This window comes from Streptomyces sp. MB09-01, from assembly GCF_033794505.1.
Lineage (GTDB): Bacteria > Actinomycetota > Actinomycetes > Streptomycetales > Streptomycetaceae > Streptomyces.
The window spans coordinates 1-23,543 of record NZ_JARAYQ010000125.1 but is presented as its reverse complement, the minus strand read 5'-3'; the positions used below and the strand labels follow the sequence as shown (position 1 = coordinate 23,543).

Genomic DNA, 23,543 nt, shown 5'->3' with positions numbered 1-23,543 from the left:
GGACGGGGGACGGGTCTTGGCGCTGCCGGCAGGGCTTGTCCCGGGGGCGCCACAAGCTGTCAGGGCAGGACGACGGCGAGGCAGGCAAGGGCCTGCAGGAGACGGCGGGGCGTGAGCACGAGGCCATTCCTATCAGAGCGGGGTGGCCGGTCGCCCCCGACACGAGTGCCTTCGGGATCACCCACTGCGACGTCGGGCGGGGTCCGGGGCGGCGCGTACCGGGCCGTGCGGGGCACACCGTACGGCTCGGTCTGCCCCGGCCGTCCGTACGGTGCACAGTGCGGGTCCGGCCAGGGGGCACCGACGCATGCGTGCCCAAGCCGCGACGCGGGGCCGACACCGGATGCGGTGGCGGCCCCGTTCTGCGGCAATGCGTCGTGTCGGCATCACCCGACGGCGAGGGTCAGCTCGTCGGGGGGCCGCAGGGCGCCTTCACACAGACCCACGGATGTTCGGGCTCTCCGATGGGGACGCTCGAGTCGGCGCTGTCCTCCTGGCCGGGCACCTTGTCGAAGATGGAGCCCCAGCCGGTGGGGTTGAACCAGTCGCTGGATTCGTCCCGGCCCGCGCCGGACTCGAAGACTCCGCCGGAGCCGGGGATGTTGGCCGAGTGGCTGGAGTCGCCCTCGCCCGCGCCGGACCCGATGAGACCCTCCCCGTCGGGGACGAAGTAGGAGAGGGTCGACCTGTTGTCGGTGTCGCCTTGATCGTCGGGGGCGGCCGTGCGGTCATCGGCCACGGGCACGGCCGTCTGCGATGCCGCAGGGACGGCGGCGAAGGCGCCGGTCGTCGGGACCAGTACGCCTCCCACGACAACGGCGGTCGAGGCGGCCAGAGCAAAGAAGCGCGGCGTCCGGAAAAGGCGAGTCATAAGGAAGCTCCTGTTCGTGGGTGAAAGGGGAACGTCCAGTAAGCCTCGCCTCGCCGGCCCCACCCGGTCATGTTCCTGATTCCCGTGGCTTGACGTGCGCCACGGCTCCCGCTAGACCGGAGCGGGCACATCGAAAGACGGGAGCGGGCACATCGAACTCCCCCGCTCGTCCGAGACCGCCGTCCCGAACATGTTCCCGACCTCGGCCACGTACGGGACACGGCCGCCATGGCCGGGGCCTGGTGGTGGGGCGGCGCCCGGGTGGGCGACGACCGCGGCCCGGTGATCGGCTTCTTGACCGGCTCCACCCCCGGAGTGGTCCGGATGACCCCGGCCGCCGACCGGCGGGACGCCACGGTGTCCGCCGCCATCGGGCGCGCGGGCCGGGGCCAGGGCCTGACCGGCGCGATGCTCGCCCTCGAAGCGGCCATGGCCGGCGCCTGGGTCCTCGCGGTCGACTTCAAGGGGGACATGGGCGGCCTGCCGCAGGCCGCCGCCCGCTACGGCCCGCCCTCCCGCCTGGTGAAGAAGTCCCGCGCCATGGCCGGGGCCGCCGACTTGATCCCGCTCCTGGCCGAGGCCGGCCGCGACGCCGCCCGCACGGAGGTGCCGGCCCAACTCAGCCTGGTGACGCCCGCGCACCTGCGGGCCGCCGGCGCGGAAGTGGCCCTGCAGGCTGCCGTGAACGCCGTTCTCGACTCCTCCACCGCGCCCGCGACATGGCAGGTCATCGACCACTTGCGGGGCCAGTCGGACCGGTTGGCACGCGAGACCGGCGAGGCCCTGCGGGAACTCGCGCGGACCCCGCAGGGAAGCCTGTTCATGGGCCGCCCCGAGGGCGAGGCCGACCGCTGACCACCGCCCCCGGGGTGTGGGTGGTGCAGATGCCGGGCCTGGCGCTGCCCGCGGTGGGGGAGGAGCGGGAGCGGTGGACCCGCGCCCAGGCCCTTTCCGTCGCGGTGATGCACTCCGTCCTCGCGTACGGCATCACGACGTCCGGCCGGCCGGACCTGCGCACCCTGGACAAACTTGTCTGCGTGCCCGAGGTGCACGTACTCACCGGCACCCCGCAGGGCCGCCACATCGAGGCTGCGGGGCCGGTCGCCCATCGGGGACCGGCGGATCAACCGGCCTCGCCGCTGATCCCGGCGAGGAGACTGCGCCCGTCGCCGCCACGGAGGGCCAGGGCCGCGGGGAGCACGGCCGCCGTCAGCGCGACGGCGGCGCTCACGGCGAGCAGTTCGCCGAGCGGGAGCCACGGCACCATCGCCGGGGTCTCGCCGACCAGTCGGGTCAGCGCCGCCCACGAGCCGGTGATGCTGATGGCCGAGGCGGCCGCGCCGATCACGGCGCCCGCCGCGACGCACATCAGCGTCTCCACCGTCACCGCCCGGAGCACCTGCCCCTTGGTGGCGCCGGCGAGCCGCAGCATCGCCAGCTCGCGGCGACGGTCGCTGACCGTCATCACGAGGGTGTTGGCCAGCGCGAGCAGCGCGTACAGGACCGACAGGCCGAGAATCATCAGCATGCCGTTGCGGGAGCTCTCCGCGTTGGCGTCGGTGGCGGCGGCCGAAACCTCGTCGGGCGTGCTCACCTTGGCCCCCAGACCGTGCACGGCCGCTTCCAGGGCGGCCGCGGCCGCCGCGCGGTCCGCGCCGTCCCGCACCCGTACGGTGATCCGGGCCGGCAGGCCGGAGCCCGCGTACGCGGAGTCCACGTACGCCCGCACGCTGTCGTTGCCCGGTGCCAGTACGGCGGCGACCCGCAGTTCCTTGGGAGTGCCGTCCGCCAGCCACAGCTTGACCGTGTCACCGGCGTGCGGTGAACCCGGCCAGACGCTGCTCACCACGACGGACTCGGGGCCCAGGGCCGAGAGCGAGCCCTCGGACACCTTCAGCGCGGACAGGGACTCCAGCGCCGCCGCGTCGACGGCGGCCGCCGACCGGGCGACCGCGGGCTTGGGGCCGCGGTCGGCGAGGAGCATGGTGGGCGTGGTGGCCAGGGTCGTGACCCCGGGTACGGACCGCACCCGCTGGACCACTGCCTGGCTCAGGCCCGGCGTACCGGCCGGCGAGACGACGAAGTCCGAACGGGACAGCTGTTGGCGGACATTGCTGACCTGGGCGGCGTTGATGGTGTTGATCGTCCCCAGCAGGCAGCCGACGAGGCTGATGACGATCACCACCGGCGTGCTGGTGGCGGCCGTGCGGCGGAACGCGGTCAGCGCGCTCTGCCGGGCGGTCGTCCACACGACGCCGCCCGCCTCCTCGGCGTCGGGGTCGCGGCGCCGGGCGGCCGCGGTGGGCAGCGCCGTCAGGAACCTGATCAGCGGGCCGGCGACCACCCCGGCGAGGGTGACGCAAGCGCCGACGATCAGCAGGCACAGGGAGGCCGACGCGGCGGCGTTCGAGCCGGCCTCCGGCTGCACGGCGGCCGTACCGGAGACGGCGGCGACGCCCGCGGCCAGGGCCAGCCCGCCGAGAACCCAGCGCACCAGGTTCCCGGCCCGGGAGGTCCGTTCGACCGCCGCGTCCCGCAGCGCCTCGCCGGGGGCGACCCGACCCGCCCGTACGGAGGAGACCATGACGCCGGCCAGCGCCGTGAACATGCCGATGCCCGCGGCGCTCAGCAGCGACCACCAGGGCACCGGCACCGTGAAGTCCGGGGTGACGATGGAGTGGTCCACCAGCCAGTTCCGGGCCAGCGGGGCACCGGCCAGGCCCATCAGGGCGCCCGCGGCCGAGGCGAGCACGCCGACGAGCACGGCCTCGCACCAGATCACGCGGCGCAGCTGACGCCGAGTGGATCCGACCAGCCGCAGCAGGGCCAGTTCCCGGCGGCGCTGCGCGATCGACAGCGCGAAGGTTCCGGCGACGACGAAGACGGCGACGAAACCGGCCACCCCGGCCGCCAGACCGAGCGGAGTGTCCACGCTGTCCTTCTGGGCCAGCAGGACGAGGTGGTGGGGGTCGGCGACGGCGCGCTCGATGCCGGTCAGGACGGAGACGCGGGCGCCGCCGGCCGCGGCCACGGCCTTGCGCACCTCTTCGGCCGGTCCGTAGGCGGCCAGGGCGTCGACGGCGGGGGAGAGTCGTGCCGCCGCGCCGTCCGAGAAGAACAGCGCGTGCTCGAAGGGGACTTCGTCGGTGACACCAGTGACGGTGGCGGTGCGCGGTCCGGTACCGGTCGTCAGGCGCAGCTGCTTGCCGATGAGCGCGGTGTCACCGCCACCCACCACGAGCTCGTCGTCCGCGGCGGGCGGCCGGCCGCCCGCCAGGCGGTAACCACCGGCCTCGTACGCCGACCAGCCGCGCCCCACCTGATCCTTGGGCCCGCCCTTGAGCTGGGCGTAGAAGCTGTGGTCCTCGATGACCCGACCGGTCGCGGCGACGGCCGCCACGAGTTGCGGGGTCAGGCCCGGCTGCTGGGGCAGTGCCGTGCTCTGGGTCTGACCGGACGTGCCGACGACGTCGACCGTGCTGTTCGGGACGACGACGACCGGCGCCTCGGACCAGCGCTGCCGGGCGGAGTCCACGACGCTGCCGGTCGCGGCGATCACCGGGATCGCCGTCGCCATCAGCCCGACACCGAAGGCGAGCGCGACGAAGGTGCCGACGAAGGACACCCAGCGCACGCGCAGGGTGGCGAAGGCGACGCTCAGCATGCGACGGCCTCCAGGCTGGTCATGCGGGCGGCCACCTGCTCGGCCGTCGGGGCCTGGAGGGAGCCGGCGAGCCTGCCGTCGGTGAGGAAGACGACACTGTCCGCGTAGGAGGCGGCGACCGGGTCGTGCGTCACCATGACCACCGCGCGGTCGCCGTCGTCCGCGAGGGCGCGCAGCAGACCGAGCACCTCGCGCCCGCTCTTGGTGTCCAGGGCGCCCGTCGGCTCGTCGGCCAGGACGACCGCGGGGCGGCTGATCAGCGCCCGCGCGATGGCCACGCGCTGCTGCTGGCCGCCGGACAGCTCGCCGGGCCGGTGCCGGGCCCGGTCGGCCAGGCCGACCGATTCGAGAGCCGCCAGCACCTCGGACTTCTTGGGCCGCCGGCCCGACAGCTTGAGGGGGAGCACGACGTTCTGAGCGGCCGTCAGGGACGGCAGCAGGTTGAACGACTGGAAGACGAAGCCGATCTTCTCGCGGCGCAGCACGGTCAGTTCCCGGTCGCCCAGACCGCCCAGCTCGGTGCCGCCGACGAGCACGGTTCCGCTGTCGATGGCCTCCAGTCCCGCGGCCGAGCGCAGCAGCGTCGACTTGCCGGAACCGGACGGCCCCATGATGGCGGTGAAGATGCCGACCGGAAAGCCGAGGCTCACCCGGTCCAGGCCCACGACGGGCTCGGGTCCGGAACGGTAGGTCTTTGCGACGGAGCGGAGTTCGACACCGAATCGTGTAACGGTCATGTTGGCAAGTACACCTTCCGGCCCATCGCGGAACAATGAACTGCGGATCAGTTGTGGGGGTGGTGCCTGCATCACCCCCAGGGGTTCAGTGGATGCGGATTCCGCCCTTGCCGGTGCGCACGGTCACGGCGTGCCGGGCCGTGCGGTTGACCGGGAGGGAGATCATCGGTGCCGTGTCGCTGTGCGTCTCGACGGCGTACTCCGTGCCGGCGGGCAGGGAGAGATCGACCGCGCCGGTGTCCGTGAACACCTCGAGAGTGATGGGTGGTTCGGCGAAGTCCCCCCGTACCGCGCCCCGGGAGGTCTCCACGGACACCCGGGAGGAACGGCTGTCGGTGAGGGTGGCGGTGCCCGAGTCGGTGCGCAGCCCGACGGGACCGGCCGCACCGCGAACGTCGATGGTCCCGGTGCCCGTCCGCAGATCGAGCGGGCTGGCGAACCCACTGGCGGAGATCGCACCGGAGCCCGCGTGGACCCGGGCGGCCAGCCCCGCCGGGACTGCGATGTCCAGCTGCAGGGAGCAGCCCGTGCGGCACGTGGCCCGCACGGAGACCCGGCCGTCCCCCGCGCCGACCGATACCTCGGGCCGGGGGCCCGACCACGTGCCCGTCGCCGCGACCCGTATATCGGAATCGGTGCCCGGCCGCAGCGAGACGGCGGTGCCCTCGGTCTCGACCTCCAGCAGGGAACTGCCCGCGGCATCGGCCTGAAGCTCCTGCTCGAATCCGCGGGGGGCCGCGAGCAGGGCGACGATGCCCAGGCAGGCGCAGGCCACGGTGACGACCAGCAGCGCGAGGCCGCCGCCGACGGCCCACCCGCGTTCCCGTGCCGACGCCGGACGTGCTGACGTACGGATCTCAGGCTCCCAGGTAGCGCAGGACGGCGAGGACGCGCCGGTGCCCGCCGCCGTCCTCCTTGGGCAGGTCCAGCTTCGCGAAGATGTTGTTGATGTGCTTGCCCACCGCGCTGTGCGTGATCGTCAGGGCCGTCGCGATGGTCGCGTTGGACTCGCCCTCGGCCATCAGCGCCAGTACTTCGCGCTCCCGGGCCGTCAGCGCCGTCAGCGGGTCCTGCCGGCGGCTGCGTGTCAGCAACTGCTTGACGACCTCCGGGTCGAGCACCGTCTCGCCCGCCCGCACCCGTTCCAGCGTCTGGACGAAGTCGTCCACGTCGGAGACACGGTCCTTGAGAAGGTAGCCGATCCCGCCGGTGTTCTCGCCCACGAGGTCGAAGGCGTACCGCTCCTCCACGTACTGGGAGAGCACCAGGACCCCGGTCCCCGGCCAGCGGCTGCGGATCACCAGGGCCGCGCGCAGCCCCTCGTCGACGAAGGTCGGTGGCATCCTGACGTCGACGACGCAGACGTCCGGGCGGTGTTCCGCCACGGCGGCCAGAAGGGCCTCACCGTCGCCGACCGCGGCCGCCACCTCGAAACCCTCCTCGCCCAGCAGCAGCACCATGCCGTGCCGCAACAGGGCGGAATCCTCCGCGATAACTACCCGCATTGCACATCCACTTCGATAAGAGTCGGGCCACCCGGCGGGCTGGTCACCGTCAGCGTGCCGTCGATCCCCGCGACCCGCCCGGCCAGCCCACTGCCGCGGGCCGGATCCGCCCCGCCCGCACCGTCGTCACCGATGATCACACGGAGCCGGTCGGCGTCCCGGCGGATCTCCACCCACGCCCGGGAAGCTCCGGCGTGCTTGGCGACGTTGGTCAGCGCCTCCGTCACCACGAAGTAGGCCGCGGACTCGACGGCGGCCGGGGGCCGCGGCTCCGCCTGCACGTCCACGGTGACCGGTACGGGTGCGCGGGCCGCGACGGCGGTGAGCGCTGCGCCCAGGCCCCGGTCGCCGAGCACGGGAGGGTGCAGACCCCGGGCCAGTTCCCGCAGCTCCGTGATGGCCGCACGGGCGTCCTCGCGGGCGCCCTCCACGATCTCCCGCGTCGCCTCGTCACCCGACTTGCGCAGACGGGAGACCACCCGGCCCAGCGTCATCGCCACGGCCACCAGCCGCTGCTGCGCTCCGTCGTGCAGATCACGCTCTATCCTCTTGCGTTCCGCCTCGACGGCCGCGAGCAACAGATCGCGACTCGACGTCAGTTGCACCACCCGCTCGGTGAGCTCGAGATCCCGGGGCGGCGCCAGCAGGGCCCGCCCGAGCGCCGCGTCGAGCGCCACCAGGGCCCGCACCAGGACGGGCGACACGAACACCCCGAACAGCACAGCGGCCACGGAGACCACGAGGGACTCGCCGACCCTGTCCACGGAGACCGGGCCGAGGGCCGCCCGGCCGCGCGGCAGCCGGTCGTAGTAGCCGGGCAGCGCCACGAGCGTGAGCGGCACGGCCCAGGCCAGCGCGACCCCCGCCCCGGTCACCACCGACACCGGGATCAGCGCCACGAAGTACCCGAGCTCCCGCCACGCGCAGCGGTCGCGGGCCAGCGAGCGCAACGCGGGCAGCAACGGCCCGACCCGCCGGACGCGGGGCGGCGCCGGGATCTCCACCCGGCAGGTCGAGGCGAAGCGGCGGCGTTCCAGAGCCGCGAGCCGGCCCAGCGCCCAGCCCGCGGCGACTACGACGGGTACGCCGGACAACGCGACGGGCAGCAGGACGATTCCCGCCACCAGCGCGAGCAGGAGGGCCGCGGCCGCCAGGGCGATCGCCCCGTCGGCCGCGAGATGCGCGCAGCCGCCCCACAGCGCGCCCGACCGAAGCGCCCGCCACGGCCGCCGCGGTATCGCGCCGCTCACCCCGGCCGTCGCCATCCGCCCTCACTCCATCTCTTCCTGCAGTCGTCCGGCGTCCCGCGCCGCCGACCGGTCCGCCCGGCCGGCCCGGTCGCTCAGTCCGACATGGCGACCAGCAGCCGGCGCGGACCGGTGTACGGCCGGCGGCCGTGGCCGACCAGGATCTTGTCGATCACCATGACATCACCGGCCCGCCAGTCCACATCGACCGCCGCCGCCAGACCGCGGTCGCGCACCTGCACCACGTACTCGGCCGGGATCGGCTCGCCGTCGGCGAAGGTCACCGACTGGTGCTCGGGAGGCATCAGCCGGGCCAGCGCGGCCGCCGCCTCGTCGCCGAGCGCGGCCGGGTGCCACTGGTCGGACTGGTTGAACCGGACCTCCGCCCCCGTCCGGGGGTGCCGGACGGGGGCGGGCCGGTGCTGGGTGACCCGCAGGCTGCCGTCGGGGCAGGCTCTCCCGCTCGGCCTCCTCGACCAGCCACTGCTCCTCGGCTGCCTGGTGCTGCTGCACGAGGACGTCGCTCCAGGGCTGCGGGGTGGACGGCGAGGACCCCACCCCGGCCACCCGGCCGGACCGGGCCGTGCGGGTGGCAGGGCCGGTTGAGCGAGGAGGGGTTACCACCCGCAGCGTCGCCGACGTCGGCTGGGATGTCGGGGGCGCTGCCGCTGCGCCGCCTGCAGGCGCTGGCGGGCGGGGCGCACCTGCTGCCGGTCAGCACGGCGGCGCGGATCGTCAGCCGGCAGGCGCTGCCAGCCAGCCGCCAGCAGTGCGCCGCCTTCCTGAGCGCCTGCGGGCTCGGGCCACAACTGGTGCAGCGCTGGGCGGACGCCTACGAGCGGATCACGGTCGGCGCGCCGGTGCCCGCAGGCCGCTGAGCGACGTGGAGGCAGCACTGGCCGTCATGAGCGACGCGCCTCGCCTCGCCCCGGGCCTTTGACCGTCCCTATGGCCGACCTGCGCCCGGGCCCTGGCCGGACCGTACGTGTGCGGGGAAAGGAGGACCTGATGGAACTTTTCGCCAAGTCGAGACCGGGGGATGTCCACCCCCTTCTAGAACACCTTGCCGTTCTGGCGCCGGCCGGTGATTCTGGGCAGGTGCCAGGACAGGGGAAGAGAAGGCGGCGGCAGGAGGACGCGTGACACCGGCTTGCTGCGCGCACCGCGCCGGACGCGGGGCAGTGGGAAGTGGTCGTTGAGACTCCGGACCAGGCGGAGATGCGTACGCGGTTGCGCCGTCTTCACGAGGCGGGAGTCGACGATTCGATGATCCGGATCGACACGCTGTGCGGGCGTCTGGGGCTGCCGACCACCTACCGACTGAGCCGCTTGGTAACGAACCCCGTGCAGGACTTCGAGCACGAGCACTCCGATCATTGATCTTGTGGCAGGTCGAGTGCTTCGGCATTACGGCGACGGCGTCCCGGCAGGTGGTGCAGGCCGTGAGGATCTACGCAGAGGGTCTGGCATGGGCCAGGAACGCACGGCTCGGTGTAAGCGATCGCCACCCGGCTCCTGATCGCGTTAGCTGTGGGGCATGCCTGAACTGCGCACCGATCGTCTCCTGCTCCGCCGGTGGCGGGAGTGCGACCTTGAACCGTGGGCGGCGATGAACGCCGATTCCGAAGTCCGAGAACACCTGGGAGAACTGCTGACGCGGGAGCAAAGCGATGCCACGGTGGCAGCCATGCAGGCCGAGTTCGACGACCGAGGGTTCGGGTGGTGGGCGCTGGAAGCGAGGAAGACCGGTGAGTTCGTCGGCCGCGTCGGCTTGGACGAGGTGGACGAGGACATGCCCTTCACGGGGGTGGACATCGGATGGCGGTTGAGGCGTTCGGCGTGGGGCCACGGTTACGCGACCGAGGCCGCCCTGGCATGCCTTGACTTCGCCTTCGAGGTCCTCGGGCTCCCGGAGGTGGTGGCGTCGACGACCGTAAAAAACCTTCGTTCCCAGGCGGTGATGCGCCGGATCGGTATGACCCGGGACCCGGCCGACGACTTCGAGGACCCGAGCGTGCCCGAAGGGCCGCTACGCCGGTGCGTGCTGTACCGGACCCCCGCCGAGTTGCGCACCGCCTGCGCCACGCGGCGGGACACCATCAGCACGACGCGGCCGCCCGGACCGCTGCGGCGGCCTCGCGGCTGACGCTGACGATCTCCGATGCTCATGGGGCACAGGTGGATGGAGATCAGTGCGCAGGGCAGGCAGATCGGCGACTGGGCGAAGCCGATCTCCAGGGCCACCTCGTAGGCCTTGGCGTGAGAAGCCACAGGGTGCCTGCCGTGGTGCGGCCAGCCGGCTTGGCGCACACCTGGCACAGCCCCAGCGTCTGGCACGAGCGCGTCTTGGCCTGGTTCATGACGGCGAACAGCGGCCGGCCCCCGTCCGCGCCCGGTCGCGGTACGCCGCACTTCGGACGGGCGTGCTGTTCGACGGCGTCGGCGTCCGCCGGCCGGCTAAGGAGCACCGCTGAGGTCCCGTCATGTGCCTGGCTTCTTCGCGCAATACAAGTCTCAGAAGGGGGTCCGCCCTCCTTTTGAGTGAGAAACGAGTTCGAGAGCCCGGCGACAGGCGGGGGTCGGGCAGCTCGTGATTGATCAGGCTCGCGCAAGGACCGCTTATGAGCTCGGGGGAGGCCGGGACGCCGCCCCGCACGGAAGCCGCGTCACTGCGAGAAGGCCGAACTCGCCGAGCCGAGGAGAAACAGTCGAGTAGCGGACGCAGTGCTTTTGAAGCCCCGCCCGAGAGGCGAGCGGCTCGGACGGCGGCTCAGACCCTGCCCACCGAGCCGGCCGAGCCCGCGCACCGGCAGCAGGCGGCTGCCGTCCGCGGTCCGTTCCGGACCCGGTAGGTGCCGTACGGGCGGAGCCGGACGAACCAGGCCCGGGCCCGCGGCCCGACCGCGCCGACGTGGAGCTGGTGGGCGGCCCGCTGGGCGGCCTGCTGCCTGGCGTCACGGGCTGGCCCTCGCAGGAGGTCGTGGACGGCGCGCTGATGGCGTCGGAGTCCGGGCAGTTGGGGCCGGGCGGCGGGACCGCGTACAGGGCGGTGGCCCGCTTGAGCACGGTCAGCGCCTTCCACCCCGGACGGGGCCGACGGACCTGCTCCGGCACGGCCGTCGGCACGGTCCGACCGCCGTGGCCCGGCTCGTCACGCGCCGCCCGGGGTCAGGGAGACGTCCCAGAAAGCGGCGTAGCGGCCGCCGAGGCGCAGCAGTTCGTCGTGGCTGCCTTCCTCCACGATCCGGCCGCCGTCCAGGAAGACGACGCGATCGGCGCGTCGGACGGTGCGCATCCGGTGCGCGACCATCACCACCGTGCGGCCGGCCATCAGGCGTTCGATGCCCGCGTGGACGGCCGCCTCGTTCACCGGGTCCAGTGCCGAGGTCACCTCGTCCAACAGCACCACGGGCGCGTCTTTCAGCAGTGCCCGCGCGATCGACACGCGCTGGCGTTCACCACCCGAGAGCAGCGCCCCGCCCTCGCCGACACGCGTGGACCATCCACCGGGCAGGCGCTCGATCACCTCGTCCAACCGGGCCGCCGTCGCCGCCGCCCGTACCTCGGCCTCGTCGGCGTCGGGGCGGCCCAGACGCACGTTCTCCTCGATCGTGCCGTCGAAGAGGTAGACGTCCTGGAAGACGATGGCGAACTGCTCCATCAACACCCGTGGGTCGACGGCACGTACGTCCACACCGCCCACGCGCACGGCGCCCGCGTCCACGTCGTAGAACCGCGCGAGCAACTGCAGGAACGTGCTCTTGCCGGAACCCGAGGGCCCGACCACGGCCAGCCGCTGTCCCTGCGGCAAGGACAACGACAGGCCGTCGATCACCGTGCGCTCGCCGCGCCGGAAGGAGACGGACTCGAACTCCACGTCGTGCCGTACCGGCTGGACCGGTTCGGGAGCTTCCGGCAGTGGCTCGGTACGCAACACCGCTTCGAGTCGCGCCAGTTCGTAGCGCGCGCCGCGGATCTGGCCGCCGATGTCCGACAGGGACAGCAGCGGATCCGCGCAGCGGGCGGCCAGCACCAGGATCGACAGGACCTCCGCCGCACCGATGTCCCCGCCGAGCGCGAGATAGGCGCCCAGGGCCAGCACGACGGTGAACGTCATCTGCACCGCGAGCGTCGAACCCACCACGCCGGGCAGCGCCGACAGCGTGGAGCGCCGGGACGCGCGCTCGACTTCCCGCAGCGAGTCGTCGAGCAGCCTGAAGCGTTCGACGGTCCGGCCTCCGGCGCGCAGCACCGGCTGGGCCTGGAGGTATTCGATGACCCGCCCGGTGGCCTCGTGGTCGCGGTCGTGCCGCTCGGCGTCGGCGGCGGCCGTCGAGCGGCCGGTCCGGACCTGGATCGCCGCCACGATCGGTACGGCGGCCGCCGCGGCCAGACCGATCTGCCAGTTGAAGGCCAGCATCACGACGACGATCGTCAGGGGGGTCACGCAGGCGGAGATGAACGGGGCCAGCAGGTGCGCGATCACGCTCATCGCCTGGAGGACGCCGCGGCCGGCCAGCACGGACAGCTCTCCGAGGCGGCCCGCGTCGTACCAGCCGAGGGGCAGCCGGGCCAGATGATCGCCGAGACGGTGGTACGTGCCGCGCAACAGCGTGGTCCCGGCATGGAAACCGGACCGGTCGCCGGCGTAACGCAGTACCGCGTAGCCCGCGACCGCGCCCCCGAACGCGGTCAGCCAGAGCCGGGCGTCTTCGGGCGTGCTGCCGAAAAGGGCCCGCAGCACGGGAACCAGCAGGGCGTAGGACAGGCCCTCGACCACCGCGGTCGTGGTCATCAGGGCCACGGTGCGACGCACCGGCCGGGCGTATTCGCGGCCCAGCACGCGCAGCAGCATGCGGATCATCGGAGCTCGTCTCCTTGCGGTACGTCAGCCAGGGTCGTGGCCGGGTCGTCTTCCGTCGTACGCCGGGATTGCCGGAACGCGGCGAACTTCCCGGGCCGTGCCAGCAGTTCGGCGGGTCTGCCCTGTTCGACGATCAGTCCTCCGTCCAGCATCACGACGGTGTCGGCGTCGGCGATCGTCTCCAGGCGGTGGGCGATGACCAGGACGGTCCGGTCACCCTCCAGCGTGGCCAGTGCGCGGCGCACCGCCTGCTCGGTCTGCGGGTCCGCGAAGGCGGTCGCTTCGTCGAGCACGAGGACGGGCGCGTCGGCGAGCAGTGCGCGGGCGAGCGCGATCCGCTGCGCCTCGCCACCCGACAGACCGGCGTCCTCACCGATCACCGACCGGTAGCCGCGGGGCAGTTCCAGGATGCGATCGTGGAGGTTCGCCAGCCGGGCGGCGCGCATCACGTCGTCGAGGTCGGCGTGCGGTACCGCCAGCGCGATGTTGTCCGCGACCGACGCACGCAGCAGGCGGACGTCCTGGAAGACGAAGGAGACCTTCCGGTAGAGCTCCCGGCTGCCGAGCTCGCGCAGGTCCACACCGCCCAGGGTCACCGAACCGTGGGTCGGTTCGAAGTGCCGCGGCAACAGCTGGACCAGGGTGGACTTCCCGCTTCCCGACGGCCCCACGATCGCGGTGGTCGTTCCCGGTTCGAGCACCAGGTCGACCCCGCGCAGGACCTCGTGATCGGCTTCGTAGCCGAAGCGGACGCCACGTAGTTCCACCCGGTGACCCCGCGGTGCCGCCGGGTGCGCGGGCTCCGGCAGCGGCCGCACCGCGAGCACCTCCCGGATCCGGCCGACGGCGCGGCGGGCGGCCTGCACGTCGTCGAACCCGTGGCCGAGGGCCGCCACCGGAGCGGTCAGGCCCAGTCCGAGGAGCAGGAAGGGCAGCAGGTCGGCCGGAGCCATGCCACCGGTGGTGATCAGAGCCGTACCGCCGATCAGGACGACCAACAGTACGAACGGCGGCGACAGCGCCACCTGCATCCCCGCGGCGATGCCGGCGAGCCCGCGCACCATCCCGAAGAAGCTGCCGACGAAATCGTCCACGGCCGTGAGGAACCTACGGTGGGCGCGCCCCGACGCGCCGAACGCTTTGACCACCGCGATGCCCTGGACGAACTCGACGACGGAACTCGAGATCCGTCCCATGGCCGCGTCGAACTCCTCCTGCTCGCGCAGCCGGGCCGGGGTCATCATCAGGGGGACCAGCGCCACTGCCAGCACGACCGGTATCAGCGTGATCAGTGTGAGCCGCCAGTCGACGGTGAACAGGTAGACCAGCGACGCCAGAGGAACCACGAAGGCGGAAACCAGCTCGCCGGGGGTGTGGGCGATGAACGGGTGCACCGCGCTGACGTCGTCCCCCACCACCTTCGCCAGCTCACCGGTCCGGCGCCGGGAGAACCAGCCGATCGGTACCCGCCCGAGCCGCGCGGCCAGTCGCCGACGGAGCGTCAGTTGCACCCGGCCATCCAAGACGTGTCCGAGCCCTGAGGAAGCGGCCGTGAACAGGAGCCGGAGGAACAGGCCCGCGGCGCCCTCGATCACGATGATCCGTACATGGCCGGCATCGGCCGGGCCGGGCGCCAGCAGCGTGCGCCCCAGCTCGACGACCGCCAGCAGCGGCATCAGACCGGCGAGGGCACCTATGACCTGCAGCGTCACCACGGCGGCGAAACCCGGGTAATAGGGGCGCAGCAGCGCCGCCGTGCTCTCTTCCGCCGCGGAATCGGCACCGGGCGGTGGTGCGGACCGCTCCCTTGCCTGGGCGGGGTCGGTGGTGGTCATGGTCCTCCTGTCTTCGTCGATCCCGTCACGACCGGGCCCGGATGCGGGCCGGCCGGTCATGGGGTGCGTGGGGGGTGGCGGTGGCCACATGCCGTGATCAAGGACCGGGCCGGAACGGTTCGGCCAGCTGGGCGAGGTAGGAGGCCGGGTAGTCGGGTTTGGCGGCCATGCCCAGGTCTTCGGAAGTGAACCGCCGGTCCGGGTCGTAGGTGTAGGTGCGCATGGCGTGGTCCCAGACGAGGGTGAACAGGCCGAAGTTGACGTCTCCGATGCCGGCCCATTTCAGGTGGTGGAACCGGTGGCCCTGGTTGAGGGCGAGGACCTTGGTGAGCGGGCCGGTGCGGTAATCGGCGTTGGAGTGCTGGAGCAGTAGCTGGACGGCGACGGCGAAGGCCAGGACGGAGGCGACGTCGAGGGGCATGCCCAGCAGCAGCAGCGGGGTGACGCCCCCGAGGGTTTCGAGGCTCTGGTGGAGGGGGTGCTTCATCAGACCGTTGAAGCCGTAGAAGCGCGTGACGCTGTGGTGGACGGCGTGCAGCCGCCACAGCCAGCCGACGTGGTGGCTGGCGCGGTGTACGAGGGTGATGCCGAGGTCGGCGACGGCGACGGCGAGCAGCACCTGGCACCACAGCGGCCAGCTGTCCGGCCACGCTCGCGGGGCCGGCGCGAGCGCGGCGGCCGCGGGCACGACGGCGAGTCCGGCAAGGGTGAACACCTCGTTGACGAACGCGTGGACGGTGTCGCGGCGGCCGTCCCCGCGCGGGATGTTCCACGCGGGCAGGTACGGGAGCACGCGTTCGGCGGCGAACGAGCAGCCCACCGCGAACGCCAACAGCACCAGCAGCCACAGTTTCGGGGCTCCGGCGCTCACCAGCCAGATGGCGGCACCGTTGACGCCGAGCAGCATGAAGGGCACGTACGCGTACCGGACCAGGAATCGAGCGAGGGCGACAGCGGGCGCCGCGCCGGTCGTTGTAGGCATACCGGCAGCCTCGCGGCCGCGGTGTCCGGCGGGCTTGAACGGATCCGCTACCGGTCCCGCCGCGTACCCGGGCCGGCCGCCGGCGTCCAGTGGGCGGCGGCCAGGGCCTGGGAGGGGGTGATGCCGAACATGGCCTTGCACACGCGGGTCAGGTGGGCGCTGTCCGAGAACCCGGCGGCGTGCGCGGCCTCGGTGGCGTTCGCCCCACCACGCACCGAGACGATCGCGGCGTGCAGCCGCGCCCACCGCACCGCCGCCGGGAACGACCAGCCCAACTGCTCGGCGAACAGGTGTCCCAGCCGGCTCGCGGACACCCCGGCCCGGGCGGCGACCTCGCCCACCCGCACCGGTCCGTCCGCCACCGCGCCCGGCAGCGCCGCCAGCGCCGCCGCGAGGGCCGGATGCCGGGGCTGCCCGGGAGCGGCGGCGCCGAGCCGGTCCAGCGCCCGCAGCACGCCCGCCGCGGACACGGCGACGGGCGGCGGGTCGGCCTCGGCGAACACAGACGCCGCGGCGGCCCAGCAGGCCACCCCGCCACGGGCCGCTGCGTCGTGCAGGGCGCGTCCGGCGGTGGTGTCCGCGTCGAGGTAGACCATCACCCCCATCGGCGCCGGCCCCGGGGCCGGACGCACGCGATGCGCGTGCCCGGCGGGGATGACGGCGGCTCGTACGGGCAGTTCGTCCCGCCCGTCGCTCAGCAGCACTCTGCCGGACCCGCACGCCAGTACTTGTACGGCGGCGTGCGCGTGCTCCCGGGCCTTGCCGATCACCCCGGCCACGACCCGGCGGCCCGGCGCCGCATCGACCTCGACCCGCCACGCGTCGGCACCACCCCCGGACGACGACGCGGACCCCACGGTGCCCGTGCTCAAGGCTGCCGCGCCGGCGTGGACACCGGCGGTACCACCCGGCCGGCCGTGACGCGCTTCGGCGCGGTCGCCGGAAGCCCGACCGACCGCAGGACCCCGGCGGGTACCCGTCCGCCACCACCTGCGGCGGCGCGCGTACGGCGAGCGGCGCGCGTACGGCGGGCCACGGGCGGACGGAGCGACCGCGGGACGCCGTCGCTCCCGCCGATCCGCGGGCGCCGAACGGGGCCCGACGCGTCGGGCCGATGCGGACGGCTGAGGTCCTTTGCCAAGCCCACGTGCGTGATCCTCTCCACCTGTCCTCGTCCGCCCGTAACTGGCCCACCTGCCGAGCCTTGCCAGACAGCGGGGGCCGGCTCGCGAGAGCCGACGGCGGTCACGTACGGACCGGCCCCCCCCCGGAACACCGGGAGTATACGGAGGGAGAGAGCGGCTGGCGGCGGGGGTGCTGCCTCCGGGACGCCCGCGGGGATCGCGTCTGGATCCGTACAAGCTGGCCATCGACGGGATGCTGCGGGCGGATCTGGACGCTCCGCGCAAGCAGCGGCACACGCTCACGCGGATCTTCCACCGGCTGCTGGACGAGTATGGGGCGGAGGAAGTGTCGTACGCGATGGTCCGCGACTACGTCTACGACCGGCGCCGGGAGATCCGGGTCGAGGAGGGCCGCGGGCCCCCGGCCTCGTTCATCCCACAGACCCACCGCCGGGGCGATGAGGCGGAGGTCGATTTCGGGGACGTGTGGATCAACCTGGCCGGCACCCTGACGAAGTGCTTCCTGTTCTCCCTACGGCTCTCGTATTCGGGCCGGGCCGTCCACAAGATTTTCGCGTCCTGCGGGCAAGAGGCCTTCCTCGAAGGCCACGTCCACGCGCTGAACACGCTCGGCGGCGTCCCCTCCGGCAAGATCCGCTACGACAACCTGCGGGCGGCGGTCGCCCAGGTTCTGGGCCTGACCCGGCGCAGGGTGGAATCCGAGCGATGGACCGCGTTCCGTTCGCACTATTCGATCACCCGTTTCTACTGCCACCCAGGCATCGAGGGCGCCCACGAGAAAGGCGGGGTTGAGGGACAGATCGGCTAGTTCCGCAGAAACCACCTGGTCCCCGTCCCGCAAGTGGCCACCCTCGCGGAACTCAATCCGGTCGAGCAGTGGGACCGCCAGGACAACGACCGCCGCATTCGCCTCCGCCCGAAAACCATGGGGGAGTACTTCCAGGCCGAACACCCGCTGCTGGTCCCACTGCCCGACGAGGTCTTCGAGACCGGGTTCGTCTCCTCAGTGCGGGTGGACCGCTACGGGCAGGTCTCCGTGCGGCCGGCGCACTGACCGCGGACGCCGTCGCACTGGAGGCCCGCAAAGCCGCCGACACCGACACTGCCGCGCCTACTCCGCCCCAGGAGCGGACTACGCGTCTGGTGGAGGGCGGGGCGACGGTGACGTCGCTGACCGCGCGCCGGCTGGCCGCGCTGCCGCCCGACCCCAGGCCGCTGCCGTCGGTGGCCGCATACGACGAACTGCTGCGGCTGCGCCACTTGCACGCCGGACCATCCGCCCACCAGGGGGAATCATGACCGCAAAGCGCAACCGGGGACTGACCCCACCAGTGCCTTACCGACACCGACCTGCCCCTCGACGTACGCGGAGCCGGGGCCATGCTCCTGCTATTTGGCCAGCACCTGACCCGGATCGCCGCCCTGACCACCCACGCCGTAAGCACCGTCGGCGAGGACACCTTCCTGACCCTCGATCTCACCCCCATCCCCCTGCCCGCGTCCTTGGCCAGCCTGTTGGCCGACCTTAGGGACATGCCGGCGCCGACCAACTGGGCGGCGAACTCCTCCCAGGACTGGCTGTTCCCCGGAGACCGTCCCGGGCAGCATCTCTCCGCCACCGTCATCGGCCGCCGTCTGGCCGCCCACCAATCCCCAATCGGCCCGCCCGCGCCACCGCCCTCGTCGCCCTGGCCCAGGACCTGCCCCCAGCGGTCCTCGGGCCGATGCTCGGCCTCCACCCCGTCACCGCCGCCCACTGGCGACGACGCGCCTCCACCGACTGGACCGCCTACCTCGAAGCCCGTCTGACCGCCCCGCCGCGCTGACCACCGGTCGAAGCCGCGCCATACGGCCGGACATCCAATCTCTGGGGAGAGGTCTGCGGACATGCGTGGATGGCGGGCGATGGTTCTTGCGGTAACTGGGGTAGTTCTCACAGCGTCTTGCGGGTACGGCGCAGCCATCCACGCGGCGGACATTCCGCAGGAGCAGCTGGTAGGGACGTGGACCAGCCCAGCAGGGACGTCCCTGACCTTCTCGAAGGAACACACCTTCACTGGAACGGGATTCGACAAGGTCAAAGCGATGGCTGACTGCGCCCACCCCGAGAAGCTGTCCAACGGGCGATGGGCCTTCTACGCCAGCCCCAAAGGCGACGGCCTCAACATCCCCGACGAGACCGCCACACACGGCAATGATCTTCGGCTGTCCTTCACCGAGGATCCGACGTGCACGGTTTGGGTCTACCTCTACGAGGACTTCGGAGATACAGAGGATCCCAGCATGTGCCCTACAGAGGACCCGGACGCGGGGTGTCCTCCTGACGGCTACATGAAGCGGAGCGAGGCCGGCACTCGCTCCTGACACCCATCGAAACCGGGGCACTCGCGCTCCTGCAGGGCCACAACCGCACCAACAGGCGGGCCGGCCCGAACCCCTCAACCACCGGGACCAGACAGGGATACCGCGCGATTCGAATGACGCTCCCTGCCAGCTAGCTGGCGGCCACGCCTGGGACGCCGCCCGCCGGGAGGCGTACGCGCTTCCAGTCTGCGGAAAAGCTCACTGTCGACGGCAAGGTCGGCGCGAACACCTGGGCGCGGCTCCGGACCGAGCGCTACCTCCCAGCGGCAGCTGGGGGGAGCAAGGTCTAGAGCGCCGGGGGTACTGCCTTGAGCTTGTCGCCCCGGTAGAAGGACTCGTACTCGATCTCGATGGACAGCCGACGGGCCACGAGTTCCCAGAACCAGGCGTGCCGGGCCTCGTCGTAGTTGTCAAGGTGGATGAGGTACTGGCAGTCGCCCATGGGGAAGCTGACGCCGGCGAACAGCGCGTACATGTTGGGCATCTGGGGCCAGTCCGCGGCCATGGTCTGGAAGGTCGGCCAGTCCCACTGTCCGACCGGCACCCCGTCCAGCTTCACCGTCGACCGGGTGACCAGCGCGGGACCCAGGCCCACGTTGAGCAACTGGAGCCCCGTGCGCCCGTTCTCGTAGTTCTTCACTTGCCGGATCTGCAGGTGGGGCAGGACGGACGTCCGGTTGTGGACCTTTACCGCCCGGGCTTGGACGGTGCTGGCCCAGAGTGAGCCCACCGCCACGGCCGTCGCGCAGGTGGTGATGATGGTGCTGGCGTCCATGGATCCCCCTGAGGGACGAAGAGGCTTCTCCGCGTGCCGGGAATCCTCGGCCCCCGAGCCTGCCGTGGCAACGGGTTGCGCCGGGGCGCAAGGGAGCGGCCCGGGCGCGCGGGTGGTCGATCATCCCCCTGGCGCCCCCTCCCGGCCCGAAACGCTCTGTCGGCGCGGCCAACGCCGGTGGCGTACCTGCACGCCACCGGCGACAAGATCGACGCCCCGTACGGGGCGCTGATCGACCTTGCCTGCGACGTCGGCAGTGGACGGGCTGACGCGTACGCCGCCACCGACCGCATCCGTTCCCGGCGGATCTGACCAGCCCAGACCTGTACTAGTAGGGGCGTTCGGCATGGCCGACTCAGAGATGCCTGAAGCCCCGGGCGCGACCATTCCGGGCTCGGTACGCGCTCTACGTGGGCCCTGTAGTCCCAGCTCGGACACCAGGGAGCAAGTAACCCACCGGTAGCTTTCAAGACTTTGCCGCGGCGGTTCTCTTCGGCTGGCGGGGGACCGTCTTGGTCTTGTCGAGGTGTCCGTACACCGTGGAACGGGGCACGTTGAACATGTCGGCAATCTGCTGGTCAGTCTTCTCCCGGGCCTCGTAGAGCTGCTGGGCGAGCTCAGCCTGGTCGGCTGTGAGCTTCGGCCGCGCCCGCCGACCCGGCCGCGGGCCCGCGCGGAGGCAAGCCCATCGTTCGTGTTCGCCACGTCAGCTCTCTCTGGAGCTCCGCAAGCACGCTAAGCATCCCGAACATGGCCCGGCCCTCCATGGTGGCGGTGTCGATACCCTGCTCGATGACGTGCAGCCCGATCCCGCGCTCGCGCAGCTCGGCGCCGAGGGTCACCAGGTGCAGGACGGAACGGGAGAGCCGGTCGAGCCGGGTCACCTTCAACGTGTCGCCCTCGCGCATCAGCTGCATGACGAGATCGAGCTTCGGCCTGGACGCCTTCGCGCCGCTGGCGACGTCGACATGGATGTTGTCGCGGTCGACGCCGTTGCGGAGAAGCGCGTCTTTTCGCTTGGCGGCGGCTCGGGGATACAGGGCCTCCTCAACCGCCACCGGCTGCGACGTTCCTGCGCCGCAGCCAGTGCCACCACCGGCTCTGTGGCCGTTGGGTGGACATGGCTAGCGCTGTCTCCAGCGCGTTGCGGGTGCTCAAGGTATGCGTGTGCTCGTCGCCCAGGATGCGGACGCGGTCATCGAGGGTTCGGCGCAGCAGGTCTATCGCCTCGGCCTGCTCACCTGCACTGGTCAAAGCGAGAGCGAGGTTGTGGCGACTGGCAAGGGTATCTGGGTGTTCAGGGCTCAGGATGCGGGTGCGGTCCTCCAGGGTCTGCCGGTGCATGCGCACTGCTTGTGCGTGCTCGCCCATCCCATCCAGCGCGAGACCGAGGCTGTCCCGGCTGGCCAGCGTGTGCGGATGCCCGTCGCCCAGAATGCGGGCGTGGTCGTTGAGCGCCTGCCGCAGCAGCTGTATCGCTTCCGTCTGCTGCCCCGCCCTGGTCAGGGCGCTGGCGAGGTTGTGGCGGCTGAGCAGGGTGAGGTAGTGCTCGGGGCCCAGCACACGGATGCGGTCCTCCAGGGTGCTCCGGTGGATGCGCACTGCTTGTGCGTGCTCGCCCATCCCATCCAGCGCGAGACCGAGGCTGTCCCGGCTGGCCAGGGTATGCGGATGCTCGGGGCCCAGGACACGGGTACGGTCGTTGAGGGTCTGCCGCAGCAGACCCACCGCCTCGGCATGCTCACCCGTCCCGTCCAAAGCGCATGCGAGGTCATTGCGGCTGGTCAAGGTATCGGGGTGCACGGGGCCCAGGATGCGGGCGCGGTCCTCCAGGGTCTGCCGGAGCAGACGTATTGCCTCGGCCGGCTCTCCCATTCCGAACAACGCATTGCCCAAGTTGTTGCGGCTGGTCAAGGTATCGGGGTGCTCGGTGCCCAGCATGCGGGTCTCGACCTCGAGGACCCGTTCATGCAGCAGGCGCGCCGCACCGAAAGCGCCAGCCTTCTGCAGCACCTGCGCCAGGGCGTTGAGAGTGGTGCGGTGGTGCGTGGCGGTGCGCGGGTCCGCGTAGTCGAGCAGCAGCGGCAGGTGGGGGGCGAGGAGCACGGCTGCAGGCCAACCAGCGCGCCCGCGCTGGTTGGCCTCGTGCACAGCCGTGGTCAGCCGCTCGACAAGAGCCCGGTGCCACACGGCGAGATCGGAGGTCTCGGCCGTGAGGGCGACAGCGTTGATCTCTCGGATCAGGGGATGCAGCACCACCTGCGCCCCCTCACTGCTGCCCGACGCCGGGCCGGTGCTGCCGGGAGAGTGGGGCAGGCCGAGGAGACCGTAGCGGTGCAGGCCAGCGAACGCGGCCTCCAGGGCCGCCGCGGTGACGTCGTGTCCGGTGACGACGGATAGCAGGTCCGGGGTGATCAGGGACAGTGGGACGGGGGCTTGAGCCAGCAGGGCCAGCAGTCGCAACACAGGGCGGGCCAAAGCGTTGCCCTCCCCGGCGAGCTGGTCCAAGGACACCTCCCAGGTGTGCCGCACCACGGCGCGGGCGACCTGCGGATGGGAGGCATTCGGGTGCGCCGCTCCCAACAAGAACCGCAGTTCCTGTTCCAGGGCCTGGCGGTAGGCGGCAAAGGTGCGGTAGCGGCTGGTGGGTCCGGCCAGATAGGTGCCGGCCGCGTGCAACGCAAGTGGCAGCCCGCCCAGTCGCGCCGCCAGCTCCCGGGCCTGCTCGGCGGTGCCGGCCACGGGAGCAGCGTCCAGCAGGACCTGCCCCGCAGGTCGCACCGGCAGCGGCTCCAGTGGCAGCAGCTGTGCGCACGGACCCCAGGTCTGCTCGCTGCCATCCCGGCTGGTCACCACCAGCAGGCCCCGGCCGTGAGGGCGGATCCAGCCGCGATAGTCGGCCACCGGCTCCCCTGCCGGGCCGATCTCGTGCGGCTCGTCGGCGTTGTCCACCACCAGCAGCCACCGCCGCACCCGGCCCAACTGTCGCCAGACCACATCCGGCAGGCTCGCCTGCCCCGCTCGCGCGGCCTCCAGCTCTGCCTCTGGCAGGCCGCAGGCCAGCGCCGTCTCCACCATCTGCTGCGCCAGCTCGGCACCGTCGCGCCAGCGCACCCAAAACACTCGCCAGCCCGCCGCCTCGGCCTGGGTGGCCAGTTGCGCGGCCACCGTTGTCTTGCCCATCCCGCCGACCGCGCACAGCACCGCGAACCGGCCTTGTGGCCGCCGAAGCATGCCTGCCAGCACGGCGAGTTCGCCCTCACGCCCCCGGACGCGCTGAACATGCGGGGGGCGTAACGAAGCCTGCTGGCCTCGGGCCAGTCGGCTCACCGGTGCCAGCCGCGCCGGGGGCCTTGGTGCGGCATCCAGATGCCGGCTCCACAGCAACAGCCCGATGCTGACCACCACCAGCACGGCGAACACCGGCCAGATCACCCACGCCTGCGCCGCCCAGCCAGGCACCGCGTCACTGGCGTAGTTGGTCACCGGCCCCAGCACAGCCGCCACCAATGCGGCCCCTCCCGTTACCGCCGACCCGGCCCACGCACCCCGTC

Annotated in this window: 23 protein-coding genes; 9 read left to right on the top strand and 14 right to left on the bottom strand. The window is 72.2% G+C overall.

The window, feature by feature from the left end; genetic code table 11:
* Window positions 1-403: 403 nt before the first annotated feature.
* Window positions 404-871: a hypothetical protein gene (locus tag PV721_RS24620; protein WP_319727800.1), complete on the bottom strand. Its 468-nt coding sequence runs from the start codon at window positions 869-871 to the stop codon at window positions 404-406.
* Between the two features lie 228 nt (window positions 872-1,099).
* Between PV721_RS24620 and PV721_RS24615 the strand changes: the two genes are divergently transcribed.
* Window positions 1,100-1,726, top strand: a complete 627-nt coding sequence (locus tag PV721_RS24615; RefSeq protein ID WP_319727799.1) for an ATP-binding protein — start codon at window positions 1,100-1,102, stop codon at window positions 1,724-1,726.
* A 268-nt stretch (window positions 1,727-1,994) separates the two neighbouring features.
* Here the strand turns inward: PV721_RS24615 and PV721_RS24610 are convergent, their stop codons facing one another.
* The 6 genes from PV721_RS24610 to PV721_RS24585 all read right to left on the bottom strand — a co-directional run bounded on the left by PV721_RS24610 (window position 1,995) and on the right by PV721_RS24585 (window position 8,620).
* Complete coding sequence (locus PV721_RS24610; RefSeq protein ID WP_319727797.1) at window positions 1,995-4,535, bottom strand: ABC transporter permease; 2,541 nt, start codon at window positions 4,533-4,535, stop codon at window positions 1,995-1,997.
* Window positions 4,529-5,272 (bottom strand): ABC transporter ATP-binding protein, encoded by a 744-nt coding sequence (locus PV721_RS24605; RefSeq protein ID WP_319727795.1) that lies wholly within the window; start codon window positions 5,270-5,272, stop codon window positions 4,529-4,531. Before PV721_RS24605 ends, PV721_RS24610 begins: the two co-directional genes overlap by 7 nt.
* A gap of 85 nt (window positions 5,273-5,357) precedes the next feature.
* Window positions 5,358-6,047: a hypothetical protein gene (locus PV721_RS24600; protein WP_319727793.1), complete on the bottom strand. Its 690-nt coding sequence runs from the start codon at window positions 6,045-6,047 to the stop codon at window positions 5,358-5,360.
* An 82-nt stretch (window positions 6,048-6,129) separates the two neighbouring features.
* A complete protein-coding gene (locus PV721_RS24595; RefSeq protein ID WP_319727792.1) occupies window positions 6,130-6,777 on the bottom strand; it encodes a response regulator transcription factor in 648 nt (215 codons plus the stop codon).
* A complete protein-coding gene (locus PV721_RS24590) occupies window positions 6,768-8,042 on the bottom strand; it encodes a sensor histidine kinase (RefSeq protein WP_319727791.1) in 1,275 nt (424 codons plus the stop codon). Before PV721_RS24590 ends, PV721_RS24595 begins: the two co-directional genes overlap by 10 nt.
* Before the next feature lie 77 nt (window positions 8,043-8,119).
* On the bottom strand, window positions 8,120-8,620 hold the full coding sequence (locus PV721_RS24585; RefSeq protein WP_319727802.1) for a TauD/TfdA family dioxygenase: 501 nt from the start codon (window positions 8,618-8,620) through the stop codon (window positions 8,120-8,122).
* A 54-nt stretch (window positions 8,621-8,674) separates the two neighbouring features.
* On the opposite strand from PV721_RS24585, the gene PV721_RS24580 reads away from it, so the two are divergent.
* Together PV721_RS24580 and PV721_RS24575 are read left to right on the top strand one after the other, a co-directional pair.
* The gene (locus PV721_RS24580) at window positions 8,675-8,902 is read left to right on the top strand and encodes a hypothetical protein (protein ID WP_319727790.1); all 228 of its coding nucleotides are present in this window, start codon (window positions 8,675-8,677) and stop codon (window positions 8,900-8,902) included.
* Window positions 8,903-9,561: 659 nt separating this feature from the next.
* Window positions 9,562-10,170: a GNAT family N-acetyltransferase gene (locus PV721_RS24575; protein ID WP_319727789.1), complete on the top strand. Its 609-nt coding sequence runs from the start codon at window positions 9,562-9,564 to the stop codon at window positions 10,168-10,170.
* A 1,005-nt stretch (window positions 10,171-11,175) separates the two neighbouring features.
* On the opposite strand, the gene PV721_RS24570 is transcribed toward PV721_RS24575, so the two are convergent.
* The 4 genes from PV721_RS24570 to PV721_RS24555 form a co-directional block, all read right to left on the bottom strand.
* Complete coding sequence (locus tag PV721_RS24570; protein WP_319727786.1) at window positions 11,176-12,888, bottom strand: ABC transporter ATP-binding protein; 1,713 nt, start codon at window positions 12,886-12,888, stop codon at window positions 11,176-11,178.
* The gene (locus PV721_RS24565) at window positions 12,885-14,723 is read right to left on the bottom strand and encodes an ABC transporter ATP-binding protein (protein ID WP_319727785.1); all 1,839 of its coding nucleotides are present in this window, start codon (window positions 14,721-14,723) and stop codon (window positions 12,885-12,887) included. Before PV721_RS24565 ends, PV721_RS24570 begins: the two co-directional genes overlap by 4 nt.
* A 97-nt stretch (window positions 14,724-14,820) precedes the next feature.
* Window positions 14,821-15,705 carry a sterol desaturase family protein gene (locus PV721_RS24560; RefSeq protein ID WP_319727784.1) on the bottom strand — a complete coding sequence of 295 codons (885 nt, stop codon included), beginning with the start codon at window positions 15,703-15,705 and terminating at the stop codon, window positions 14,821-14,823.
* A gap of 47 nt (window positions 15,706-15,752) precedes the next feature.
* On the bottom strand, window positions 15,753-16,562 hold the full coding sequence (locus tag PV721_RS24555; protein ID WP_319727783.1) for a helix-turn-helix transcriptional regulator: 810 nt from the start codon (window positions 16,560-16,562) through the stop codon (window positions 15,753-15,755).
* A 457-nt stretch (window positions 16,563-17,019) separates the two neighbouring features.
* Here PV721_RS24555 and PV721_RS24550 point away from each other — a divergent pair, with 457 nt between their 5' ends.
* The 5 genes from PV721_RS24550 (at window position 17,020) to PV721_RS44010 (ending at window position 19,504) form a co-directional block, all read left to right on the top strand.
* A complete protein-coding gene (locus PV721_RS24550; protein ID WP_319727782.1) occupies window positions 17,020-17,658 on the top strand; it encodes a hypothetical protein in 639 nt (212 codons plus the stop codon).
* A gap of 33 nt (window positions 17,659-17,691) precedes the next feature.
* Window positions 17,692-17,904: a hypothetical protein gene (locus PV721_RS24545; RefSeq protein WP_319727780.1), complete on the top strand. Its 213-nt coding sequence runs from the start codon at window positions 17,692-17,694 to the stop codon at window positions 17,902-17,904.
* A 107-nt stretch (window positions 17,905-18,011) separates the two neighbouring features.
* Window positions 18,012-18,149 carry a hypothetical protein gene (locus tag PV721_RS24540; protein WP_319727779.1) on the top strand — a complete coding sequence of 46 codons (138 nt, stop codon included), beginning with the start codon at window positions 18,012-18,014 and terminating at the stop codon, window positions 18,147-18,149.
* A gap of 606 nt (window positions 18,150-18,755) precedes the next feature.
* Window positions 18,756-19,214, top strand: coding sequence for a hypothetical protein (locus PV721_RS24535; RefSeq protein ID WP_319727777.1), 459 nt, complete (start codon window positions 18,756-18,758; stop codon window positions 19,212-19,214).
* Window positions 19,215-19,348: 134 nt separating this feature from the next.
* Window positions 19,349-19,504, top strand: a complete 156-nt coding sequence (locus tag PV721_RS44010; RefSeq protein ID WP_416371170.1) for a peptidoglycan-binding domain-containing protein — start codon at window positions 19,349-19,351, stop codon at window positions 19,502-19,504.
* Here the strand turns inward: PV721_RS44010 and PV721_RS24530 are convergent.
* Window positions 19,501-19,989 carry a hypothetical protein gene (locus PV721_RS24530; protein WP_319727775.1) on the bottom strand — a complete coding sequence of 163 codons (489 nt, stop codon included), beginning with the start codon at window positions 19,987-19,989 and terminating at the stop codon, window positions 19,501-19,503. The genes PV721_RS44010 and PV721_RS24530 overlap by 4 nt on opposite strands.
* Window positions 19,990-20,166: 177 nt before the next feature.
* Between PV721_RS24530 and PV721_RS24525 the strand changes: the two genes are divergently transcribed.
* Window positions 20,167-20,301 (top strand): hypothetical protein, encoded by a 135-nt coding sequence (locus tag PV721_RS24525; RefSeq protein WP_319727774.1) that lies wholly within the window; start codon window positions 20,167-20,169, stop codon window positions 20,299-20,301.
* 305 nt (window positions 20,302-20,606) lie between these two features.
* On the opposite strand, the gene PV721_RS24520 is transcribed toward PV721_RS24525, so the two are convergent.
* Both PV721_RS24520 and fxsT read right to left on the bottom strand, forming a co-directional pair.
* Window positions 20,607-21,047, bottom strand: coding sequence for a recombinase family protein (locus tag PV721_RS24520; RefSeq protein ID WP_319727773.1), 441 nt, complete (start codon window positions 21,045-21,047; stop codon window positions 20,607-20,609).
* A complete protein-coding gene (gene fxsT / locus PV721_RS24515) occupies window positions 21,037-23,475 on the bottom strand; it encodes an FxSxx-COOH system tetratricopeptide repeat protein (protein WP_319727772.1) in 2,439 nt (812 codons plus the stop codon). Before fxsT ends, PV721_RS24520 begins: the two co-directional genes overlap by 11 nt.
* Between the last annotated feature and the right edge of the window lie 68 nt (window positions 23,476-23,543).